The 21,685-nt window shown below is 60.8% G+C and carries 23 protein-coding genes; 11 read left to right on the top strand and 12 right to left on the bottom strand.

The genetic code is table 11. The features are described 5' to 3' along the window. Positions 1 to 33 precede the first annotated feature (33 nt). Positions 34 to 324 (top strand): DUF2782 domain-containing protein, encoded by a 291-nt coding sequence (locus TX23_RS08345; RefSeq protein WP_057701793.1) that lies wholly within the window; start codon positions 34 to 36, stop codon positions 322 to 324. Positions 325 to 379: 55 nt separating this feature from the next. After that, positions 380 to 1,333 (top strand): homoserine kinase, encoded by a 954-nt coding sequence (locus tag TX23_RS08350; protein WP_057701794.1) that lies wholly within the window; start codon positions 380 to 382, stop codon positions 1,331 to 1,333. A 124-nt stretch (positions 1,334 to 1,457) separates the two neighbouring features. Here TX23_RS08350 and TX23_RS08355 read toward each other — a convergent pair whose 3' ends face one another. Further along, the gene (locus tag TX23_RS08355) at positions 1,458 to 2,387 is read right to left on the bottom strand and encodes a zinc ABC transporter substrate-binding protein (RefSeq protein ID WP_057701795.1); all 930 of its coding nucleotides are present in this window, start codon (positions 2,385 to 2,387) and stop codon (positions 1,458 to 1,460) included. Between the two features lie 58 nt (positions 2,388 to 2,445). On the opposite strand from TX23_RS08355, the gene zur reads away from it, so the two are divergent. The 4 genes from zur to TX23_RS08375 are packed head-to-tail and all read left to right on the top strand — an operon-like array spanning position 2,446 to position 5,236. Further along, entirely contained in the window at positions 2,446 to 2,928 is a 483-nt protein-coding gene (gene zur, locus TX23_RS08360; RefSeq protein WP_005783442.1) for a zinc uptake transcriptional repressor Zur, read from the top strand. Then, the gene (znuC, locus tag TX23_RS08365) at positions 2,928 to 3,698 is read left to right on the top strand and encodes a zinc ABC transporter ATP-binding protein ZnuC (RefSeq protein ID WP_005783440.1); all 771 of its coding nucleotides are present in this window, start codon (positions 2,928 to 2,930) and stop codon (positions 3,696 to 3,698) included. Before zur ends, znuC begins: the two co-directional genes overlap by 1 nt. After that, complete coding sequence (gene znuB, locus TX23_RS08370) at positions 3,691 to 4,479, top strand: zinc ABC transporter permease subunit ZnuB (RefSeq protein WP_057701796.1); 789 nt, start codon at positions 3,691 to 3,693, stop codon at positions 4,477 to 4,479. Before znuC ends, znuB begins: the two co-directional genes overlap by 8 nt. Before the next feature lie 37 nt (positions 4,480 to 4,516). After that, positions 4,517 to 5,236 (top strand): PA5502 family lipoprotein, encoded by a 720-nt coding sequence (locus TX23_RS08375; RefSeq protein ID WP_005783438.1) that lies wholly within the window; start codon positions 4,517 to 4,519, stop codon positions 5,234 to 5,236. 49 nt (positions 5,237 to 5,285) lie between these two features. Here TX23_RS08375 and katE read toward each other — a convergent pair whose 3' ends face one another. Continuing rightward, the gene (gene katE / locus TX23_RS08380) at positions 5,286 to 7,427 is read right to left on the bottom strand and encodes a catalase HPII (protein WP_057701797.1); all 2,142 of its coding nucleotides are present in this window, start codon (positions 7,425 to 7,427) and stop codon (positions 5,286 to 5,288) included. A gap of 265 nt (positions 7,428 to 7,692) precedes the next feature. Here katE and TX23_RS08385 point away from each other — a divergent pair, with 265 nt between their 5' ends. The 3 genes from TX23_RS08385 to TX23_RS08395 are packed head-to-tail and all read left to right on the top strand — an operon-like array spanning position 7,693 to position 10,196. Continuing rightward, positions 7,693 to 8,700 (top strand): methionine ABC transporter ATP-binding protein, encoded by a 1,008-nt coding sequence (locus TX23_RS08385; RefSeq protein ID WP_057701798.1) that lies wholly within the window; start codon positions 7,693 to 7,695, stop codon positions 8,698 to 8,700. Next, on the top strand, positions 8,700 to 9,374 hold the full coding sequence (locus tag TX23_RS08390; protein WP_005783435.1) for a methionine ABC transporter permease: 675 nt from the start codon (positions 8,700 to 8,702) through the stop codon (positions 9,372 to 9,374). Before TX23_RS08385 ends, TX23_RS08390 begins: the two co-directional genes overlap by 1 nt. Positions 9,375 to 9,425: 51 nt before the next feature. Next, a complete protein-coding gene (locus TX23_RS08395) occupies positions 9,426 to 10,196 on the top strand; it encodes a MetQ/NlpA family ABC transporter substrate-binding protein (protein WP_057701799.1) in 771 nt (256 codons plus the stop codon). Positions 10,197 to 10,409: 213 nt separating this feature from the next. Here the strand turns inward: TX23_RS08395 and TX23_RS08400 are convergent, their stop codons facing one another. Genes TX23_RS08400 through TX23_RS08420 form a run of 5 tightly spaced genes read right to left on the bottom strand, consistent with a single transcriptional unit; the run spans position 10,410 to position 14,333 of the window. After that, positions 10,410 to 11,045 carry an SCO family protein gene (locus tag TX23_RS08400; protein ID WP_057701800.1) on the bottom strand — a complete coding sequence of 212 codons (636 nt, stop codon included), beginning with the start codon at positions 11,043 to 11,045 and terminating at the stop codon, positions 10,410 to 10,412. After that, on the bottom strand, positions 11,042 to 11,941 hold the full coding sequence (gene cyoE / locus TX23_RS08405; protein WP_057701801.1) for a heme o synthase: 900 nt from the start codon (positions 11,939 to 11,941) through the stop codon (positions 11,042 to 11,044). The genes TX23_RS08400 and cyoE overlap by 4 nt, the downstream gene beginning before the upstream one ends. Then, complete coding sequence (locus tag TX23_RS08410) at positions 11,929 to 13,008, bottom strand: COX15/CtaA family protein (RefSeq protein WP_057701802.1); 1,080 nt, start codon at positions 13,006 to 13,008, stop codon at positions 11,929 to 11,931. The genes cyoE and TX23_RS08410 overlap by 13 nt, the downstream gene beginning before the upstream one ends. Positions 13,009 to 13,018: 10 nt before the next feature. Beyond that, positions 13,019 to 13,603 carry a hypothetical protein gene (locus TX23_RS08415; protein WP_057701803.1) on the bottom strand — a complete coding sequence of 195 codons (585 nt, stop codon included), beginning with the start codon at positions 13,601 to 13,603 and terminating at the stop codon, positions 13,019 to 13,021. Next, on the bottom strand, positions 13,569 to 14,333 hold the full coding sequence (locus TX23_RS08420) for an SURF1 family protein (protein ID WP_057701804.1): 765 nt from the start codon (positions 14,331 to 14,333) through the stop codon (positions 13,569 to 13,571). Before TX23_RS08420 ends, TX23_RS08415 begins: the two co-directional genes overlap by 35 nt. A 32-nt stretch (positions 14,334 to 14,365) precedes the next feature. Between TX23_RS08420 and TX23_RS08425 the strand changes: the two genes are divergently transcribed. After that, positions 14,366 to 14,569 carry a twin transmembrane helix small protein gene (locus TX23_RS08425; protein WP_032878566.1) on the top strand — a complete coding sequence of 68 codons (204 nt, stop codon included), beginning with the start codon at positions 14,366 to 14,368 and terminating at the stop codon, positions 14,567 to 14,569. A gap of 6 nt (positions 14,570 to 14,575) precedes the next feature. Here the strand turns inward: TX23_RS08425 and TX23_RS08430 are convergent, their stop codons facing one another. The 4 genes from TX23_RS08430 to coxB form a co-directional block, all read right to left on the bottom strand. Then, complete coding sequence (locus tag TX23_RS08430; protein WP_044270265.1) at positions 14,576 to 15,463, bottom strand: cytochrome c oxidase subunit 3; 888 nt, start codon at positions 15,461 to 15,463, stop codon at positions 14,576 to 14,578. A 35-nt stretch (positions 15,464 to 15,498) separates the two neighbouring features. Beyond that, positions 15,499 to 16,050, bottom strand: a complete 552-nt coding sequence (locus TX23_RS08435) for a cytochrome c oxidase assembly protein (protein ID WP_057701805.1) — start codon at positions 16,048 to 16,050, stop codon at positions 15,499 to 15,501. Positions 16,051 to 16,185: 135 nt separating this feature from the next. Continuing rightward, positions 16,186 to 17,769, bottom strand: a complete 1,584-nt coding sequence (ctaD, locus tag TX23_RS08440) for a cytochrome c oxidase subunit I (protein ID WP_057701806.1) — start codon at positions 17,767 to 17,769, stop codon at positions 16,186 to 16,188. A 58-nt stretch (positions 17,770 to 17,827) separates the two neighbouring features. Further along, positions 17,828 to 18,955: a cytochrome c oxidase subunit II gene (gene coxB, locus TX23_RS08445; protein ID WP_057701807.1), complete on the bottom strand. Its 1,128-nt coding sequence runs from the start codon at positions 18,953 to 18,955 to the stop codon at positions 17,828 to 17,830. A gap of 369 nt (positions 18,956 to 19,324) precedes the next feature. On the opposite strand from coxB, the gene TX23_RS08450 reads away from it, so the two are divergent. Then, entirely contained in the window at positions 19,325 to 19,972 is a 648-nt protein-coding gene (locus TX23_RS08450; RefSeq protein ID WP_057701808.1) for a hypothetical protein, read from the top strand. Positions 19,973 to 20,100: 128 nt separating this feature from the next. Here the strand turns inward: TX23_RS08450 and TX23_RS08455 are convergent, their stop codons facing one another. Next, a complete protein-coding gene (locus TX23_RS08455) occupies positions 20,101 to 21,642 on the bottom strand; it encodes a SulP family inorganic anion transporter (RefSeq protein WP_057701809.1) in 1,542 nt (513 codons plus the stop codon). Positions 21,643 to 21,685 lie beyond the last annotated feature (43 nt).

The following is a 21,685-nucleotide window of genomic DNA, read 5'->3' on the forward strand; positions in this document are numbered from 1 at the left end:
CCGGACCAATGAAAACAAAGGGACAAGGTTATCATGCGTACATTCAATCGCCTGCTGTTGACCGGCTTGTTTGCACTCGCTCCGATGGCTGCCATGGCGGCAGACGATGCCCCTTCGGCAGACCCGGAAGTTACCATTCGCACGGAAGGCGACAAGACTATCCAGGAGTACCGCCAGAACGGCTTCCTGTACGCCATCAAGGTCACCCCGAAGGGTGCTCCAGCGTATTTCCTGGTGCGTGCGGACGGAACCGACGCGAACTTCATCCGCTCTGACCAGCCGGATATGCTGATCCCGTCATGGAAGATCTTCGAATGGAAATGATTTCTTAATTTTAACCGGTGCTGCTACGGCAGCGCCCGTAACGGCAGTTTTAACCATGTCTGTGTTCACCCCCCTGGCTCGGCCCGAGCTGGAAACCTTTCTCGCCCCTTACGGGCTCGGCCGCCTGCTTGATTTCCAGGGGATTGCCGCCGGCAGCGAAAACACCAATTTCTTTATCAGCCTGGAGCAGGGCGAGTTTGTGCTGACCCTGGTTGAGCGCGGCCCAGTGGCAGAAATGCCATTCTTCATCGAACTGCTCGACGTGCTTCACGCTGCCGACCTGCCCGTGCCGTACGCCCTGCGTACCACCGACGGCGTCGCCTTGCGCGAACTCAAGGGCAAACCGGCCTTGCTGCAACCGCGCCTGGCTGGCAAGCACATCAAGGACGCCAACGCCCAACACTGCGCCCAGGTCGGCGACCTGCTCGGTCACCTGCACTTGGCGACTCAGGGTGAAAAAGTGCTGGAGCGCAAGACCGACCGCGGGCTGAACTGGATGCTCAATGAAGGCGCGCAGCTGATTTCGCACCTCAACGACGCACAGCAGCGCCTGCTGCAAGACGCGCTAAGCGAGATCGAAACCCATAAAGCTGACATCCTCGGCCTGCCACGGGCCAACGTTCACGCCGACCTGTTTCGCGACAACGCGATGTTTGAAGGCACGCACCTGACGGGCTTGATCGACTTCTACAACGCCTGCTCGGGGCCGATGCTCTACGACGTGGCGATTGCCTTGAATGACTGGTGCTCGGATGCCGATGGTGTAATTGACGGGCAACGCGCCCGGGCGCTTTTGGGTGCTTATGCAGGGCTGCGGCCATTTACCGCGAAGGAAGCCGAGCTATGGCCGACCATGCTGCGCGTGGCGTGCGTGCGGTTCTGGCTGTCGCGCTTGATCGCGGCGGAGTCGTTTGCCGGGCAGGATGTGTTGATTCATGACCCGGCGGAGTTCGAACACCGGCTGGTGCAACGTCAGCAGGTCACGGTCCACCTGCCGTTCGCGCTGTAACCCGCCCCTGTAGGAGCGAGCTTGCTCGCGAAAAACCTGATAACGACGCGTTTATCCAGCAAGAACGCGTCACCGTTGACGTTCTTCGCGAGCAAGCTCGCTCCTACAGCGAGGCAGTGCAGCGCTATAGAGACTCCAGGCATCCGGCAAGGTCATTGCCGAGTTTTTCCAGTACCTGTTCATAGCCCTGCGCGGTCGCCGGGGTATAGCCACCCAACGCATCCAGCTCCGCCAGCTTCACCGGCAACCCAGCAACCAATGTCTCGGCCAAGCGCGGGCGCAACGGCGGCTCGCTGAACACGCACGTCTTGCCGACTTCCTGCAACCGCGCACGCATCGCCGCCACATGCTGGGCGCCTGGCTGCACCTCGGCGGCCACGCTGAACACGCCGGCGTGCTTGAGGCCGTAAGCCTCTTCGAAGTAATCGAAGGCTTCGTGGAACACGAAGTAAGGCTTGCCTTCGACACCCGCCAAACGCTTTTTCAAGCGTGCATCCAGCGCGTCCAGGCGCTCACCAAAAGCTTTGGCGTTGCTCTGATAACGCTCGGCGTTCACTGGATCAGCCGCACTGAGGTCCGCAGCCATGCGCGTGGCAATTACCCGCGCATTGACTGTCGACAGCCACAAGTGTGCATCGACACTGCCAGGGCGATGATCGTGATCATGGTCGTCGGCTTCTTCAGCGTGAGAGTGGCTATCTTCGCCAAAAATGCGCAGCTTCATGCCCGGCAGGTCCTGCACGGCTACGGTCGTCGCCGTACGGCCTTTCAACACGCGCGGCAAAAAGGTCTCCATGTCGGGTCCGATCCAATACAGCAGGTCGACCGACTGCACGCGCCGTACGTCGGATGGGCGCAGCGCGAAGTTATGCGGTGAGGCACCCGGCGGCAGCAATACCTCCGGAACCGCCACACCGTCCTGCACCGCCGCGGCAATCAGCTGCAACGGCTTGATGCTGGTGAGCACCTTCACGTCGGCCTGAGCGGCACCCGCAGCGAACAAGCTGGTGACAAAAACGACAAAAACGGGAAAAAGTCGGGACACGATGACCACTCAATGGCGTAGGAACGGGTAACATAATAACGTCTCTATCAAATATCTGTCGCCGCTCATGCCTAAAACACCGCTTGCCAGCCGTCCCCACGACCACTCTCACTGCGTGCACACCGCATTGTCAGAGGCCGATACCCTGTGCGCACAAAAGGGCTTGCGCCTGACCGCGTTGCGTCGCCGGGTGCTGGAGCTGGTGTGGCAGAGCCACAAGCCTTTGGGTGCGTACGACATTCTTGGCGTACTCAGCGAACAGGACGGCCGCCGCGCCGCGCCGCCTACCGTGTACCGCGCACTGGATTTCCTGCTGGAAAACGGCCTGGTCCATCGCATCGCATCGCTCAACGCCTTTGTCGGTTGCAACCACCCGGAGCACGCGCATCAGGGCCAGTTCCTGATCTGTCGCGAGTGCCACGCCGCCATTGAGCTTGAACAAAAAAGCATCAGCGACGCCATTATCCAAAGCTCTGCCGACGTCGGCTTCAAGGTCGAGGGGCAAACGGTCGAAGTGGTCGGCCTGTGCGCGGGCTGCCAGGGGGCTTGATGAGCAACGCGTTGATCCGTCTGGAGCAGGTTGGCGTCACGTTCGCCGGGCAAAACGTGCTGGAAAACATTGCACTGAGCGTGGAGCCGGGGCAAATCGTCACCTTGATCGGCCCCAATGGCGCGGGCAAGACCACTCTGGTGCGCGCCGTACTTGGCCTGCTCAAGCCCGACAGCGGCAGCGTATGGCGCAAGCCCAAGCTGCGCGTGGGCTATATGCCGCAAAAGCTGCATGTGGACCCGACCCTGCCGCTGTCCGTATTGCGCTTCCTGCGCCTGGTGCCCGGTGTCGATCGCGCCCGGGCGCAGGCTGCACTCAAGGAAGTCGGCGCCGAGCAGGTCATCGACAGCCCGGTACAAAGCATCTCCGGCGGCGAAATGCAGCGCGTACTGTTGGCCCGCGCGCTGTTGCGCGAGCCAGAGCTGCTGGTACTCGATGAGCCGGTACAAGGCGTCGACGTCGCCGGTCAGGCCGAGCTGTACAGCCTGATCACCCGCCTGCGCGACCGCCACGGCTGCGGCGTGCTGATGGTCTCCCATGATCTGCACCTGGTGATGAGCACCACCGACCAGGTGGTCTGCCTTAACCGTCATGTGTGCTGCTCCGGCCACCCGGAACAGGTCAGTGGCGACCCGGCGTTTGTGGAGCTGTTCGGCAAAAACGCCCAGAGCCTGGCGATCTACCACCATCATCACGACCACGCCCATGACCTGCATGGTGCCGTGGTCGATACTCCCCACGTTCATGGAGATAGCTGCAAGCATGGCTGATTTTCTGCTCTACGCCCTGCTGGCAGGCTTGGCTTTGGCACTGGTGGCGGGCCCGCTGGGCTCGTTTGTGGTCTGGCGGCGCATGGCCTATTTTGGCGACACCTTGTCCCATGCCGCGTTGCTGGGTGTGGCCCTGGGTTTTCTGCTGGACGTAAGCCCGACCATCGCCGTGACCGTCGGCTGCCTGCTGCTGGCGGTACTGCTGGTGACCCTGCAACAACGCCAGCCGCTGGCCTCCGATACGTTGCTGGGCATCCTCGCGCCAAGCACCTTGTCTTTGGGCCTGGTGGTATTGAGCTTCATGCATGAAGTGCGTATCGACCTGATGGCCTACCTGTTCGGCGACCTGTTGGCGATCAGCCCCACTGACCTGGCCTGGATCCTCGGCGGCAGTGCTGGCGTACTGGCGTTGTTGGTAGCCCTGTGGCGCCCGATGCTGGCGATCACCGTGCATGAAGAGCTGGCCAGGGTGGAAGGCTTGCCCGTCGCAGGCCTGCGCATGGCCCTGATGTTGCTCATCGCCGTGGTGATTGCTGTCGCGATGAAGATAGTCGGCGTATTGTTGATCACGTCGCTGCTGATCATTCCTGCCGCCGCTGCCCAGCGCCACGCCCGCTCTCCGGAGCAGATGGCGATTGGCGCCAGCCTCTTGGGGATGCTTGCAGTGTGTGGTGGCCTGGCGCTGTCCTGGTTCAAGGACACACCGGCCGGGCCGTCGATTGTGGTTACGGCGGCCGCCCTGTTTCTGCTGAGTTTTGTCCTGCCCCGTCGAGGGGTGTAGACTTGCTCGCTTTTTGCGCAAATAGAGAGTCGCAGGAATGAAGCCGTTCACCTCCCGTTATCTGCTCCTTGCCGCATTTTCCCTGCTGCTGGGCGCCTGTCAAAGCACGCCGCCCGCTGCCCCCGAGGCCCCGGACGCACGCGCTGTGGCCATCGCGCAGCTGGAGCAAAACCTGGCCAGCAGCGAGCTGGCAACCGCCGAAGACCAACTGGCGGCGTTGCAGGCCCAGTCGCCCAACGATCCCGCACTTGAGGCCTACCAGCGTCAACTGGCCGAAGCCTACCTGCAGCGCAGCCAGATCGTGCTGCAAAAAGGTGATGTCAACGCCGCTGCCACTGCCCTGAGCCGTGCCCGCGCACTGATGCCCAAGGCCCCCGCACTGACCGGTGGCGTCAACAGCGCGATCAGTCATGCGCGCAAGGCCGAACTGGATCAAGCAGAAGCCGCGTTGAAAGCCGCCGAAGCCAAGCCTGCGGCCAAGGTCATCGACCCCGCAGCGCCGAGCACCACCGTGGCGCTGAACCTCGCCGATGTCGAAGACATGCGTCATCAGTTGGATGCCATCGCCACCGACGTGGTGAATTATCAATGCGATGTCAGCATCCAGGTGCCGCGCACCCAGGATTACCCGTGGCTGGCCACGCTGCTGACCAAACGGGTAAAGCGGATTGATTCGGGGTATGACCTGAAAATTCACCGGCAGATTCTGAAACACATTCCGGCACAGGTTGTGCTGATTCCGCGCAAGGCGGACTAAAAGCATCGGGGGCAAGCCCCCGATAGCAGTTTAGAAAACAGCCGAAGATTTAAGCCGGAATCGCCTTCGATTTTGGTTCCCGCTCCCAAACCCGATGCTGAGCAATCGCAGCAAAGAACGCCTTGAACGCCTTGGCATCCGCGCCCACGATCAACCCCGCATCCGCCTCCAGCTTCAACAAATCCAGCAACGGCTTCACATCACTGGCCACCGCAATCGCCTTGAGGTGCTTGTACGCCTCCAGTACGTAATGCAACGCCACGCCATCGCCGCTCAGCGCTTTCACCGACTCTTTTCCGCCCGGGATAAACACGGCGTCGAAGGCAATGGACGGCATACCTTCCATCGAAGCGTCTACCGGCAGCGTCTTGCCATCGGCGGTGGTCACAGGCGCCGACGTCGGCCCCAGCAACTTGGCATGAGCACCCTCAGCCTCCAGCGCGGCCTTAAGCGCATCAATCGCCGCACCATCAACGCCGTTCGCCGCCAGAATCGCCACTTTACGTGTCTTGATATCGCCCGACAGCAAATTCACCTGGCTCAACGCCGGTGATTCTTTAAGCGATGTTTTCACTGGCGCAACCGTACCCTTGGCCGGCGCTGGCAAGCCCAGGTTCTGCGCCACGCGCTTGGCCAGTTCCAGATCAATGTTGGCCAGGATCTCGTTGACCTGACGCGCCCGAATAAACTCGCGCTCGACCTTGCCCAGCTCAAAGCTATAGGCCGCGATGATGTGCTCTTTCTCGTGGTGGCTCATGCTGTTGTAAAACAGCGTGGCCTGTGAGAAATGGTCGCCGAACGATTCGCTGCGCTCGCGCACTTTATTGGCATCGACGCGCTCGTAGTAGGACTCAAAGCCGCCGTCGGCAGGCGCGGCAGGGGTTTCCTTCGGCCAGCCACCATCAATCGAGTTGGGCTCATACGACGCACGCCCCTTATCAATCACGGTGCGGTGCTGAGCGTCGCGCTGGCCGTTGTGGAAAGGCACCACCGGGCGGTTGATCGGCAGCTCATGGAAGTTCGGGCCACCCAATCGACTGATCTGCGTGTCCGTGTAGGAAAACAGGCGGCCTTGCAGCAGCGGGTCGTTGGTAAAGTCGATGCCCGGCACGATATGGCCCGGGCAAAACGCGACCTGCTCGACTTCAGCGAAGAAGTTGTCCGGGTTACGGTTGAGCACCATCTTGCCCAGCGGGGTGATCGGCACCAACTCTTCAGGGATAATTTTGGTCGGGTCGAGCAGGTCGAAATCGAACTTGTGTTCGTCTTCTTCGGCCACGATCTGCACACCCAGTTCCCACTCGGGGTAATCGCCGCTCTCAATCGATTCCCACAGGTCACGGCGGTGATAATCGGTGTCTTTGCCGGCCAGCTTTTGCGCCTCGTCCCATACCAGGGAGCACGTGCCTACTGTTGGGCGCCAGTGAAATTTCACGAAGCTGGACTTACCTTCGGTATTGATCAAGCGGAAGGTATGCACGCCAAAGCCCTGCATGGTGCGCAGGCTTTTTGGGATGGCCCGGTCAGACATGGCCCAGATCACCATGTGCGCCGACTCCGGCTGCAACGAGACGAAATCCCAGAAAGTGTCGTGTGCCGAGCCGCCGGTAGGAATCTCGTTGTGCGGCTCAGGTTTTACCGCGTGTACAAAGTCAGGGAACTTGATCGCATCCTGAATGAAAAACACCGGCATGTTGTTACCCACCAGGTCGAAGTTGCCTTCGTCGGTGAAGAACTTCACGGCAAACCCGCGCACATCACGCACGGTGTCGCCAGAACCGCGCGGGCCCTGCACCGTGGAAAAACGCGCGAATACTGGGGTTTTATGCTCAGGCGTGCGCAGGAAACCGGCCTTGGTCAGCGCCGAATGGTCGCCATAGCTCTGGAAGTAACCATGGGCGCCGGTACCCCGGGCATGCACGATGCGCTCAGGGATACGCTCATGGTCAAAGTGCGTGATCTTTTCACGCATGATGAAGTCTTCGAGCAGCGAAGGGCCGCGGGCGCCGACTTTCAGGCTGTTCTGGTTGTCGGAAATCTTCACGCCCTGGTTGGTGCGCAGGGCCTGGCCGGTTGCATCGGAACGGAATTCTTCCAACGCCTGCAGTTTGGCGTTGGTATTGCCTCGGTCCAGGGTATCAGTGCCCGCGAGTTCACTCTTGGGCGGGGTGGCTGGCTTCTTGGTACTCATCAGTCAAAACTCCTTAGTCAAAGTGGCCAGAGCGGTCCCCGGCTCGTTTGAGCGAAACCCCAGGCACGGCACCCGGGACATCGAATTGCTTATGTAGTGACTGATGGGGTTTTGGGCCGTTCCTTTTTTATGACCTTTGGTCTCGTTATTGCCAAATCGCTGGATGGATACGAAATAAATGCTAAGAAACACTAGATGGACAGGCTAAAATGCGCGCCCGGCTAACCGCTGATCCCTTTTCAATGCGCCCCACAAGGTTCGCTACGTGATCGAGTTTCAAAACGTCCATAAAACCTACCGCGTCGCCGGTAAGGATATTCCCGCACTGCACCCCACCAGCCTGCGCGTCGCCAACGGCCAGGTGTTTGGCCTGATTGGCCACTCGGGTGCGGGTAAAAGCACACTGCTGCGCCTGATCAACCGCCTGGAAGAACCCAGCGGCGGGCAGATCACGGTCGACGGTGAAGAAGTCACCGCCCTGGATGCCAACGGCCTGCGCCGCTTCCGTCAGCAGGTCGGGATGATCTTCCAGCACTTCAACCTGCTGGCGTCCAAGACCGTGGCCGACAACGTCGCGCTGCCGCTGACGCTTGCCGGTGAACTGTCGCGCAAGGAAATCGACCAGCGCGTGGCTGAACTGCTCGCCCGCGTCGGTTTGTCGGACCACGCCAGGAAGTACCCGGCGCAGTTGTCCGGCGGCCAGAAGCAGCGCGTCGGCATCGCCCGCGCTTTGGCGACCAAGCCGAAGATCCTGCTGTGCGACGAAGCCACCAGCGCGCTAGACCCACAGACCACCGCGTCGGTCCTGCAACTGTTGGCCGAGATCAACCGCGAGCTGAACCTGACCATCGTGCTGATCACCCATGAAATGGATGTGATCCGCCGCGTGTGTGACCAGGTCGCGGTGATGGATGCCGGCGTGATCGTTGAGCAAGGTTCGGTCGCCGACGTGTTCCTGCACCCCAAGCATCCGACCACCAAGCGTTTCGTGCAGGAAGCCGAGCAGGTTGACGAAGGCGAGCAGCGCGACGACTTCGCCCATGTGCCGGGCCGCATCGTGCGCCTGACGTTCCAGGGCGATGCGACCTACGCGCCATTGCTGGGGACAGTCGCTCGCGAAACGGGCGTGGACTACAGCATCCTGGCCGGTCGTATCGACCGCATCAAAGACATCCCTTACGGGCAACTGACCCTCGCCGTCACCGGCGGTGACATGGAAGCCGCGTTTGCACGCTTCACCGCCGCCGACGTTCACATGGAGGTCCTGCGCTGATGGACGTTTTCCTGAGTTTCTTCGCCAACATCGACTGGTCCGAAATCTGGCTCGCCACCGGCGACACCATGACCATGCTGTTCGGCTCGCTGTTTTTCACCGTGCTGCTGGGCCTGCCTCTGGGTGTACTGCTGTTTCTGACCAGCCCGCGCCAATTGTTCGAACAAAAAGGCCTGTACGCGCTGTTATCGCTGATCGTAAATATCCTGCGCTCGCTGCCGTTCATCATCCTGTTGATCGTGATGATTCCGTTCACCGTCCTGATCACGGGCACGTCGCTGGGCGTTGCCGGTGCGATCCCGCCGCTGGTCGTAGGCGCTACGCCATTCTTTGCGCGGCTGGTGGAAACGGCCCTGCGTGAAGTCGACCGCGGCATCATCGAAGCCACCCAATCCATGGGCGCCAGCACGCGCCAGATCATCACCAACGCCCTGTTGCCCGAGGCGCGCCCCGGCATTTTCGCGGCGATTACCGTGACGGCGATTACACTGGTTTCCTACACGGCCATGGCCGGTGTAGTCGGAGCTGGCGGCCTGGGTGACCTGGCGATCCGTTTTGGTTATCAGCGCTTCCAGACTGATGTGATGGTAGTCACCGTGGTAATGCTGTTGATCCTGGTGCAAATTCTGCAAACCGTCGGCGACAGGCTGGTGGTGCATTTTTCTCGAAAATAACGACCATTGCCGGCTCAAAGCCGGCAGATGCCCGAACAAGGAGCTTGCTGGATGAAAAAACTACTGGTTGCTTTCGCCGCCGTTGCCGCGTTTTCCGCCCACGCCGAGACGATTACGGTCGCTGCTTCGCCGGTGCCCCACGCCGAAATCCTGGAATTCGTGAAGCCTGCCCTTGCCAAAGAAGGCGTGGATTTGCAGGTCAAGGTGTTCACCGACTACGTGCAGCCAAACGTACAAGTGGCTGAAAAGCGCCTGGATGCCAACTTCTTCCAGCACCAGCCGTACCTGGATGAGTTCAACAAGGCTAAGGGCACTCACCTGGTGAGCGTTGGCGGCGTGCACCTGGAACCCCTGGGTGCCTACTCCAGCAAGTACAAGAAACTGGCCGACCTGCCTGACGGCGCCAACGTGGTGATCCCTAACGACGCCACCAACGGCGGTCGTGCGCTGTTGCTGCTGGCCAAGAACGGTCTGATCACCCTGAAGGACCCGACCGACATCCTGTCGACCGTCAAGGACATCACCGGCAACGATAAAAAACTCAAGTTCCGCGAACTGGAAGCCGCCACCCTGCCGCGCGTGCTGACCCAGGTCGACCTGGCACTGATCAACACCAACTACGCCCTGGAAGCCAAGCTGGACCCATCCAAGGATGCCCTGGTGATCGAAGGCAGCGACTCGCCTTACGTGAACATCCTGGTAACCCGCGAAGACAACAAGGATGCGGACGCAGTGAAGAAGCTGGTTGCAGCCCTGCACACGCCTGAAGTGAAAAAATTCATCGAAGAAAAATACAAAGGCGCGATCAAGCCGGCCTTCTGATCCAACCGATCTGCAAAAAACTGAAGATCAAAATGTGGGAGAGGGCAATGCGGCATTGCCCTCTTGTAGGAGCGAGCTTGCTCGCGAAAAACGTCAACGATAACGCGCGCCTCCTGAATGAACACGGCGCCTATGGGTTTCTCGCGAGCAAGCTCGCTCCTACAAAAGCCTGCCACCAGGCGTTGCCCTTCCCACCTTTGCTTTGTGTCGCCTTTACTTGCGCTGTAGCAACCCCGGCAACTGCGCCATCAGCTTCTGGTTGTTCAACGGCGCACGAATAAACCCACGCTGAGTACCATCCGGGCCGATCAGTGCCAGGTTACCGCTGTGGTCGACGGTGTAGTTCGGCTTGCTGGTATCCGCCGGAATGAAGGGAATGCTCACCGCATTCGAAACCTTCTGCACCTCCTCAACATTCGCGCCGGTCAGACCCTGAAATTGCGGGTCGAAGTAACCCAGGTACTGCTTGAGCTGGGCCGGAGTATCGCGGTTCGGATCAACGCTGACCAAAATCACCTGCAACTTATCCACAGCCTCTTTGGGCAGCTCACTCTTGATCTGGCGCAGTTGGGCGAGGGTGGTCGGGCAGATGTCCGGGCAGAAGGTGTAGCCGAAGAACAGCAGGCTCCACTTGCCTTTCAATTCATTGACCAGCACCGGCTGGCCGTCCTGGTTGGTCATGCTCACTGCGGGCAACTGACGGCTTTGCGGCAGCAGGATGATGCCAGCGTCGATCAGCGCGGTCGGGTCGCCCTGGCCTTTGCCCGAGAGCACTTTGTTGACGGTCAGGCCCATGATCAACGCCACCAGGGCCACGAGGATGAAGACGGTTTTTTGAGTTCGAGTCATAGGTTCAACAGTAAGTAGTGGTCTACGAGCAGGGCGATGAACAGCAGCAGCAGGTACCAGATAGAGTACTTGAACGTGTTGATCGCCGCGTGCGGCTTGCTGCCACGGTACAGCACCCAGGCCCATTGCAGAAAGCGCGCGCCCAATACCACCGCACAACCCAGGTAGAGCAGCCCGCTCATATGGATGACATAGGGCATCAGGCTCACCGCCAGCAAGGCGAAGGTATACAGCAGGATATGCACCTTGGTGTAGTGCTCGCCATGGGTGACCGGCAGCATGGGGATGTCGGCCTTGGCATATTCCTCTTTGCGGTGAATGGCCAGAGCCCAGAAGTGCGGCGGGGTCCAGGCGAAGATAATCAGCACCAGCAGCAGGGGTTCGGCACTCACATGCCCAGTGACGGCCACCCAACCCAGCAGCGGCGGCGCTGCCCCGGCGAGGCCACCGATGACGATATTTTGTGGTGTCGCCCGCTTCAGAAAGCCGGTGTAGATCACCGCGTAGCCGAGCAGCGACGCCAATGTCAGCCAAGCCGCCAGAGGGTTGGTGAACGCTAACAGCAGCGCCAGGCCGGCCACTGCCAGAAACAGCGCAAAGACCAATGCCGCAGCGGGCGATACGCGCCCCTCGGCCAGCGGCCGCTTATGGGTGCGTGCCATCAGTGCATCAATCCGCCGATCAACCACATGGTTCACCGCTGCTGCGCCGCCCGCACACAGGGCAATGCCCAGGTTACCGAACACCAGCACCGTCCACGGCACGCCGGCACGAGTGGCCAGGAACATGCCCACCAGCGAGGTGATCAGCATCAGCACCACTACTTTGGGCTTGGTCAGCTCCAGGTAGTCACGCCAGATTGCCCGATCGTGGCCTGCGCCGATCAGGGTCGCCATGGCATCTCTCCTTTAAGGGTGATCAGGCCTGAAACCTGTTTGCGCGGGCTGAACCGCCAGCCGAGCGGCAGCGGGGCGCGAATCCGGACCAGGCTGGTGCGAGCGTGGTAATTGACCAGCACCAGGCTCAGCAACAAGGCCGCTCCGCCCGCGTTGTGACCCACCGCCACCGGCAGCGGCAGGCCGAACGCCACGTTGCTCACTCCCAGGCAGACTTGCGCCGCCAGTGCGATCAACAGCAAGCCCGCCAGCCGCGTCATGCCCACTGCACGCAGTTGCCAGGCCAGCCCCAACAGCACCAGGGTCACCAGCACTGCGCCGATACGATGGGTCAGGTGGATGGCCGTACGCGCCTCGCTGTCGAGTTGGCCGCCCAGGTAATTGGGGCCAATGTGCTGGGTCAGGTGAAAGCCATTGGCAAAGTCCGCCGCCGGCCACCATTGGCCGTGGCAGGTCGGCAGGTCGACGCAGGCCACGGCCGCGTAGTTGGAACTGACCCAACCCCCCAGCGCGATCTGCCCGATCACCAGCACCAGCCCCGCCGTTGCCCAATATTGCAGGCGCCTGGGCACAATCAAGGCTGGCAGCACACCGGACAGGCGCAGGGTGAGCAGAAACAACAGGCTCAAGGTCGCAAAGCCACCCAGCAGATGCCCCGTCACTACCTGCGGCCACAGCTTTAACGTCACCGTCCACATGCCGAACGCCGCTTGAGCAAGCACCACCACTAACACAAAGAGTGGCAATTTCACCGGCTGGCCCGGGTCACGTCGATGGCTCCACGCACGCGCCGCCAGCAGCGCAATCAGCAAACCCAGGGTGCCGGCGAAGTAGCGATGGGTCATTTCTGCCCAGCCCTTGTCGGCCTCCACCGGCGCATCCGGAAAATGCAGTTCGGCATGGGCCAACTGGGCTTCGCTTTGCGGCACGCTGATAAAGCCGTAGCAGCCGGGCCAGTCCGGGCAGCCGAGCCCGGCGTGGGTCAGGCGGGTATAGGCACCGAGCAGCACGACAATCAGCGCCAACAAGGTGGCAAACAGCGCGAGGCGAAATCCAGGCTTGGCCATAACGGTGCCCTTATCCGATGTTCGACAGTTTCAGCAGCAGGCGCAGGTCGTTGAGCAAGTCCTTGCCCTTGACCCTGGCGTCGTAGCGCAGCACCAGGTTGCCGTGGGGGTCGACGATCCACAGCTGCGACTCGCCGGGCGCGGCGGCGTTCCTGGCAAAGGTCGACACATCCAGCGGATAGCGCTGCAGTTGCGGGTATTCAGCTTTTAGCTTGGCCTCGTAGTCGGTGCTCAGCGGTTGTGCAGCCGCCAGGGCATGGCTGGCGCGGGACGCATCACGGCCAAGGCTGATTTGCAGTTGGCGCGCCAGGTACACCAGTTGCTGGCAATCGGCGGCGCAGGCGGTGGGTGCGGTAACCAGCAGTTGCCAACGATCCTCATCAGCCTGCACGCCGATATCGGCACGGGTCTGACCATTACCGATCAGTTCACCGTGATAGCTGCGGCTGTCCGGCACCCAGAACTGCAATTTGTACATGAAGGTGGCCAGCACCATCGGGCCGATCACCATCATCAGGATCAAGATCAGCTGCCAGCGCCCTTTGCGCCGGTCCGGTGCTTCAGACGTGCTGGGTGGATTCATGGCCGCTCCCATGGGGCTTCTCCTTTTTGTTGTGCCATCCGAGGTAGAGGTAAAGCACCAGCAACGCCAGCGCCATGGCGAACCACTGCACGGCGTAAGCCAGGTGTTTTTCCGGGCCCATGCCAACGACAGGCCAGGTGGTTTCGTACGTACCGGGGCCCGCTTCGGCACGCAGTTCGTAGGCAAAGCCGCTGCGCCCCAGCTCTTCCCACAGCGCGGCGGGGTGTAGCGCAGTGAGCAAGCGCGGCCATTGCGCGCTGGCAGGGTCGGCATGCAGCTGGAAGGTCTCGCCGGGGGCGACGTACACCCAGGCGTCGAGATTCAATGCCTGCTCAGGCGTGGAGAAGGCCGGCGGCGTACGCCGGTCCGGCCACGGCAACCAGCCGCGATTAAGCAGTAGCCACAGGCCGCTGGCCTGATCCTGAAAGGGTTGCAGCAGTTCGACACCCACCTTGCCGTCACGCATACGGTTATCCAGCAATACGCTGTGCGCGCCGTCCAATTGCCCGCGAAGATGGACGCGGCGAAAGGCCGGGTCGGCCATATCACCGAGCTGCGCACTGCTGATCGGCTCGGCGACACGGCGCTCGGCGTAACGCTCCACCAACAGCTGTTTTTCATGCCCACGAGACAGCTGCCAGAACCCCAGGCTCACCATCAGCGGTAACAGCACCAGCACCACCAGTGTCGGCGCGATACCTGGACGAAAGCGCTGCATGGCACTGGCTATACTGGATCTCATCGCCCCTCCCTCTGCAGCCCTGGAGCCAGACCATGCTCAAAGCAGCCATTGCCCTGATGCTGATCGCGACTGTCGTGAGCCTGTTCAGTGGCCTGTTCTTCCTGGTCAAGGACGAGGGCAACTCCAACCGCCTCGTCACCGCCTTGACCGTGCGCGTGGTACTGGCCGTGATCACCGTGGGCTTGATCGCCTGGGGCTTTTTCAGCGGCCAACTGGTCTCTCATGCGCCTTGGTAAGCCGCCTCACAGCACATAAACAAAGAAAAACAACCCGATCCACACCACATCCACAAAGTGCCAATACCAACTGGCCGCCTCGAAGCCGAACTGATGCTCGGCGTTGAAATGCCCACGCAGAATGCGCATCAGCATCACGAACAGAATGAGGGTGCCGATGGTCACGTGGGCGCCGTGAAAGCCCGTCAGCATGAAGAACGTAGCGCCGTATACACCTGAGCCCAGGGTCAGGCCCAACTCCTTATAAGCATGGATGTATTCCTCAGCCTGGAACCCAAGAAATGCCAGGCCCAGCAGCACGGTGATCGCCAGCCAAAGCTTGAGCGCACCGCGATGACCTTTGCGCAGGGCATGGTGGGCAATGGTGATGGTCACGCTGGAACTCACCAGCAGGATGGTATTGACCAACGGCAGGCCCCAAGGGCTGATGGTGCCTTTGGGCGCAGGGTAAAGCTTGGGGTCGGGGTTATTGAGCAGCGGCCAGGCAAACTCGAAGTTCGGCCACAACATATGCGCGATGCCTTTGGGGCCTTCACCCGCCAGCCAGGGCCCCGCCCAGACGCGCACGTAGAACAGCGCACCAAAAAAGGCGATGAAGAACATCACCTCGGAAAAGATGAACCAGGTCATGCCCCAGCGAAACGAGCGATCCATCTGCGCGCTGTACAGCCCGGCGCGGCTTTCCTTGATCACCGCGCCGAACCAGCCGAACAACATGTAGGCCAACAACAGGCCGCCCACGAAAAAGATCCACGGCCCGTGGGATTCGGGGCGCGCGGCCTTCAAGTCGTTAAACCACACCGCCAGGCCGTACACGGTGACCAGTAAGCCAATCGTGGCAATTATCGGCCATTTGCTTTGCGCCGGTACGTAGTACGTATCATGAGTCGACATGTATTCGCTCTCCTGATTGAGGGGGCAAACAGTAGCTAGCCGCCGGTCCTCACGGCCACGGGCGGCTGACGCGCAGTGATATCGAACAGCGTGTACGCCAGGGTCAAATGCTTCACATCCTTGGGCATCGCGCGGTCGACGATAAAACGCACCGGCATTTCGATCCGCTCACCCGGCTGAAGCACTTGCTGGGTGAAGCAAAAGCATTCGGTCTTGTGGAAATACATGGCCGCTTCGGCCGGGGAAATACTCGGGATCGCCTGGGCGGTCATGGGTTTATCGGTAGGGTTGTAGGCCACGAACAGCATCTCGTTAACCGCCCCCGGGTTGACCACAATCTCATCGGCCCTGGAATGAAACTCCCAGACCATGTCGATGGCGTTGGTGGACAGAAACTGCACCCGCACCTGCCGGGAAGGGTCGACCATTTGCTCGCCCTCGTACTGCCCGGCGGTCTTGCCGTTGATGCCGAACGCCTTGCACATCACGTCGTAGATGGGCACCAGCGCGAAGCCGAAGGCGAACATCGCCAGCACCAGGATTAGCAGGCGGGTGACCAGGCGCTTGAGCGGGACGGAGTCAGCCATGGCGCCCACCTGGCTTTGGACTTTCTGTGGGAGCTGGCTTGCCTGCGATGAGGGCCTGGGGGTTGGTAGATTCAGCGCCTGACCTACCGCCATCGCGGGCAAGCCCGCTCCCACAGGGGGAGTATAGGGAGGGCTTCATTTGACCTCCGGCGGCGTGGTGAAGGTGTGGTACGGCGCAGGCGAAGGCACGCTCCATTCCAGGCCTTCGGCGCCATCCCACGGCTTGGCCGGCGCAGGGGGGCCGCCACGGATGCACTTGATCACAATGAACAGGAAGAAGATCTGTGTGGCGCCGAACATAAAGGCACCAATGGACGAAACCATGTTGAAGTCGGCAAATTGCAGGTTGTAGTCCGGCACCCGCCGCGGCATACCCGCCAGCCCTACAAAGTGCATGGGGAAGAACGCCATGTTCATGCCCACGAAAGACAGCCAGAAATGCAGCTTGCCCAGGGTTTCGTCGTACATGTGGCCGGTCCATTTCGGCAGCCAGTAGTAGGCCGAGGCGAAGATCCCAAAGATCGCGCCGGGCACCAGTACGTAATGGAAGTGCGCCACCACAAAGTAGGTGTCGTGGTACTGAAAGTCCGCCGGCGCAATCGCCAGCATCAGTCCGGAGAAGCCGCCAATGGTGAACAGGATCACGAAGGCCACCGCAAACAGCATCGGCGTCTCGAACGTCAGTGAGCCTTGCCACATGGTGCTGACCCAGTTGAAGACTTTAACCCCCGTGGGCACGGCGATCAGCAGGGTGGCGTACATGAAGAACAACTCACCTACCAGCGGAATGCCCACCACGAACATGTGGTGCGCCCACACGATGAACGACAGGAATGCGATGCTCGCCGTGGCGTAGACCATCGAGGTGTAGCCAAACAGCGGCTTGCGCGAAAAGGTCGGGATGATCGAGCTGACGGCGCCGAACGCCGGCAGAATCATGATGTACACCTCGGGGTGGCCGAAGAACCAGAACACGTGCTGGAACAGTACCGGATCACCGCCGCCGGCCGCGCTGAAGAAGCTGGTACCGAAATGGATATCCATCAGCATCATGGTCACGCAGCCCGCCAGCACCGGCATCACCGCGATCAGCAGGAACGCGGTGATCAGCCAGGTCCACACGAACAGCGGCATCTTCATCAGGGTCATGCCAGGCGCACGCAGGTTGAGGATGGTGGCGACCACGTTGATCGCCCCCATGATCGAACTGATGCCCATCAGGTGAATGGCAAAGATAAAGAACGTCACGCTTTCCGGCGCATAGGTGGTGGAAAGCGGCGCGTAGAAGGTCCAGCCGAAATTCGGCCCGCCACCAGGGCTGAACAAGGTGGACACCAGCAGCAGGAACGCCGCCGGCAGCAGCCAGAAGCTGAAGTTGTTCATGCGCGGCAGGGCCATGTCCGGCGCGCCGATCATCAGCGGGATCATCCAGTTGGCCAACCCGACAAAAGCCGGCATCACCGCGCCGAACACCATGATCAGACCGTGCATGGTGGTCATCTGGTTGAAGAACGCCGGCTGCACGATCTGCAGGCCCGGCTGGAACAACTCGGCACGGATCACCATGGCGAACGAGCCACCGAGCAGGAACATGGTGAAGGCAAACCACAGGTACATCGTGCCGATGTCTTTGTGGTTGGTGGTCAGCACCCAGCGCATCAAGCCTTTGGCGGGGCCGTGGGCATGGTCGGCATGACCGTGGTCGATCACAGTGCTCATGGCCGTTCTCCTGCGTGCGAGTGAGCGGGGCGATTCAGGGCATTGGCAATGAAAGTCGTCATTTGCTTTCCGCCTGTTTCAGAGCCAGCACATCTTTGGGCGTGACCATGTCGCCTTTGTTATTGCCCCAGGCGTTACGCTCATAGGTCACCACAGCGGCGATATCCACTTCCGAAAGCTGCTTGCCGAAAGCTGCCATCGCGGTGCCGGGCTTGCCGTGATACACGATGCTCAGATGGTCTTTGGCCGGCCCAGTGGCGATTTTCGAGCCCTTGAGCGCCGGGAACATCGGCGGCAAACCTTGGCCCTCAGCCTGGTGACAGGCCACGCAGGTGGTGTGGTAGACCTTGTCGCCACGGGCCACCAGTTCGTCCAGTGTCCACTCTTTGGAGGTCAGTTCCTTGAGCTTGGCCGCTTCTTCCTTGCGCTCGCCCAGCCAGGCGTCGTAGTCGGCCCTGGATTTGACCTCAACCACGATGGGCATGAAGCCGTGGTCTTTGCCGCAGAGTTCGGCGCACTGGCCACGGTAGATGCCGGGCTTCTCGACGCGGGTCCAGGCCTCGTTGACGAAGCCCGGGATGGCATCGCGCTTGACCGCAAAGGCCGGCACCCACCAGGAATGGATCACATCGGCGGCGGTCACCAGAAAGCGCACCTTGGCGCCCACCGGCAATACCAGCGGCTGGTCGACTTCCAACAGGTAGTGTTCGCCCTTGGTGGCCTGGTTATGGATCTGCTCGGCGGGCGTGGCCAGGTTGCTGAAGAACTCCACATCCTGGCCCAGGTATTTGTAGTGCCACTTCCATTGGTAGCCGGTGACCTGGATATCGATATCCGACTCACTGCTGTCGTAGATGTTGATGAGGGTCTTGGTCGCCGGTATGGCCATGGCCACGAGAATCAGCAGGGGCACAACCGTCCAGAGAATTTCCACGGTGGTGCTCTCGTGGAACTTGGCCGCGACCTGGCCCGTGGAGCGACGGTGCAGGATCATCGACCAGAACATCGCGCCAAACACGACGATGCCGATCACCACACAGATCCAGAAAATGGTCATGTGCAGGTCAAACACGGCGTGACTGACTTCAGTAGCCCCTGGCGCCATATTCGTTGTCCAGGCGGCGTGCGCCTGGCCGAATACCGACCACAACAGGAGGCCCATCCAAACGTGTGGATGTCGCGTCATTGCGGGTTCCCCTTTATGTTTCTTGTTATCCCGCCGGTTTGCACCTGCGGCCAAGGGAGCGGCTTCCATACTGCTTACAACCGCCAAGCCTTGCCTGCGTCATGCAGTTGGGCGTCATCAGCTAATTGCGTACAAAATCGAGTATAGACAGCCGTAGCAACCCCGCAATGCGTGGGGGCAAATCAATAGAAACAGACAGACGGAGCCCGTAAAATGGGCGGCGGAATCGTTTATCCGACGAACGATGGCATTTCGATATAACGCCCGCGTATAACCATGAAATAATTATGACAAATGCGTCTTAGGCGCTCGTATAAACGAACTACCTTATCCTCTCCCTTTTCCTACGCCTGTTTCACTGGAGCCTTCATGAACACCGCCGCATTGCGCGAGCAGATTTCCCGTGCCCATCAACACGAAGCCAGCACCGGCCAGCTTGCCACTCAGCTGGAACAACAATTGCCGCACCTGCACTCGGCCATTTCCCTGGCTGACGGTGATCGCAACATCGTCATGACGCGTTTTGTCACCGCTTATATCGACCTGGTTCCCGATTTGTTGGACGCCGCCAATGACGTGGCCCGCGAGGCCGGAATTGAAAGCCAGATCAAGCCGGTGCTGAAAATCGCCGAACACTTTTTCCTCCAACCGCCCGCGATCCTGGCCGGGCACGAAGGTCTGGACGGCCTGCTGGACGAGGCTTACCTGGCCCATCGCCTGGTGGAAGAGGTCAATGACCTGTACATCAAGCATTTCGGCCAGCCGTTAATCCCGGCGGATACCACCGTGGCCAACGTGATTGCGCATCGATTGATCGGCGAAACATTCGCCAACCAATTGGATGAGGCCGTACACCACGCAGTGGATGAAATGCTCAACGAAGAAAGTTTTGCGCTGGAGTCGGTCGAGGCCTATCGCGAACAGCTCAAAAGCCCGGAAACAGAAGCGGCGTGGAAGCGCTGGCCATGCCTGTCGCGCCAGCTAGGGGTTGAGCTGTCGCTGGATCAGATGGCGTAAATTTCAGATCCGATAAAGATCCAATGTGGGAGCCGGGCTTGCCCGCGATGGTGGTGGGTCAGTCAGCTAATTTGTTGGCTGACACTACGCCATCGCGGGCAAGCCCGGCTCCCACAATTTTTTGGCGCTCAGACAGGCGCTGATCCGATCCCCACCGTCGTACGCACTCGGCCTTCCAGCCGGCGCTTCAATCCCCGTGCCTCGATCACCAGCGTCGAGCCCTTGGCCGCATTGGCCCGCCCCCACTCCTCCAGCAATTCCAGACAAGAGTGGTCGATGTAACTCAAGTTACTCAGCGGCACGTGCAACGTGGTCCCCGCAGGCACCGAAGACAGCACCTGCGTCAGCGCCGGCACCTTGAGAAAGGTCGCGGCACCGGTCAAACGCAACTCCATCTCACCGTCCTGGGGCAGGTCGACCAGGCTGACTTTCAATCGGGACGCCTTGAATGCCAGCTTGACCAGGGTCAGCCCGAAGCCCACCAGCACACCGGTCAGCAAGTCGGTAAAGATGATTGCCAGTGCCGTGGCTGCATAGGTGAACATCGGCATCCGCCCATAACGCCCCAGCGCCTTGAACGCCTTGACGTCCACCAGCTTGATCCCGGTGTACACCAGCACACCCGCCAGGCTCGCGACCGGGATGCTTTGCAACACGCTCGACAGCAAGAGCACGAAGCCCAGCAGCCACAGGCCATGGAACATCGCCGACATACGTGTGGTGGCGCCAGCCTGGACATTGGCCGAGCTGCGCACGATCACGCCGGTCATCGGCAGAGCACCCACCAGGCCGCACAGCATGTTGCCGACACCTTGGGCAGACAACTCCTTATCGAAATCGGAACGCTGGCCACTGTGCATACGGTCCACCGCTGCGGCAGACAGCAGGGTTTCGGCGCTGGCAATAAACGCCACCGCGAAAGCTGCGATCAACAGCTGTGGGTCAGCCAGGTTGAGCAGATCACTGGGGCGTAGCCAATCGATGGCATCCGCGAGATTTTCCGGGACTTCAACGCGCTTGACCTGCAATGCCAGCACCAGGCTGGTGACGGTCGCCAGGCCCACACCCAGCAGGGCGCCCGGCACAAACCGCAATTGCCGTGGGCGGAATTTGTCCCACAGGTACATGACCAACATGGTCGACAGCCCTAGCAGGCCAGCCTGCCACCCGAGCCCGCCACCGAGGGTCGGAACCGCTTCAGCCACCGCCGCCGGAAAGCCTGCCAGGTTATCCAGCCCGGAGGGCTTGGGCGCCCCATCGAGCATCACATGGATCTGCGAGAGCACAATCAGCACGCCGATCCCCGCCAACATGCCGTAGACAACCGCTGGCGCCGTGACACGAAACCAACAGCCCAGGCGCAGACGCCCGGCCACCAGTTGCAGGAAGCCGGCCAGCAACAGGATCGGGCCCAGCATCATCATGCCGTGCTGGCGCACCAGTTCGAACACCAGTACCGCCAAACCCGCCGCCGGGCCGCTGACTTGCAGCGGCGACCCCGCCAACCAGCCCACCACCAGGCCACCGATGATCCCGGTGATCAGCCCCTTGGCCGGCGGCATACCGGACGCAATCGCAATGCCCATGCACAGCGGCAGGGCGACCAGAAACACAACCACCGAGGCGAGCAGCTCCCGTGGCAATACAGCTTTCAATTGAGCAGCACGCATGATGACTCTCCCGAGGCATTCGCCGGGCACGGTAAAGCCTGGC

Origin of the sequence: Pseudomonas paralactis (assembly GCF_001439735.1) — a bacterium.
GTDB classification, from domain to species: domain Bacteria; phylum Pseudomonadota; class Gammaproteobacteria; order Pseudomonadales; family Pseudomonadaceae; genus Aquipseudomonas; species Aquipseudomonas paralactis.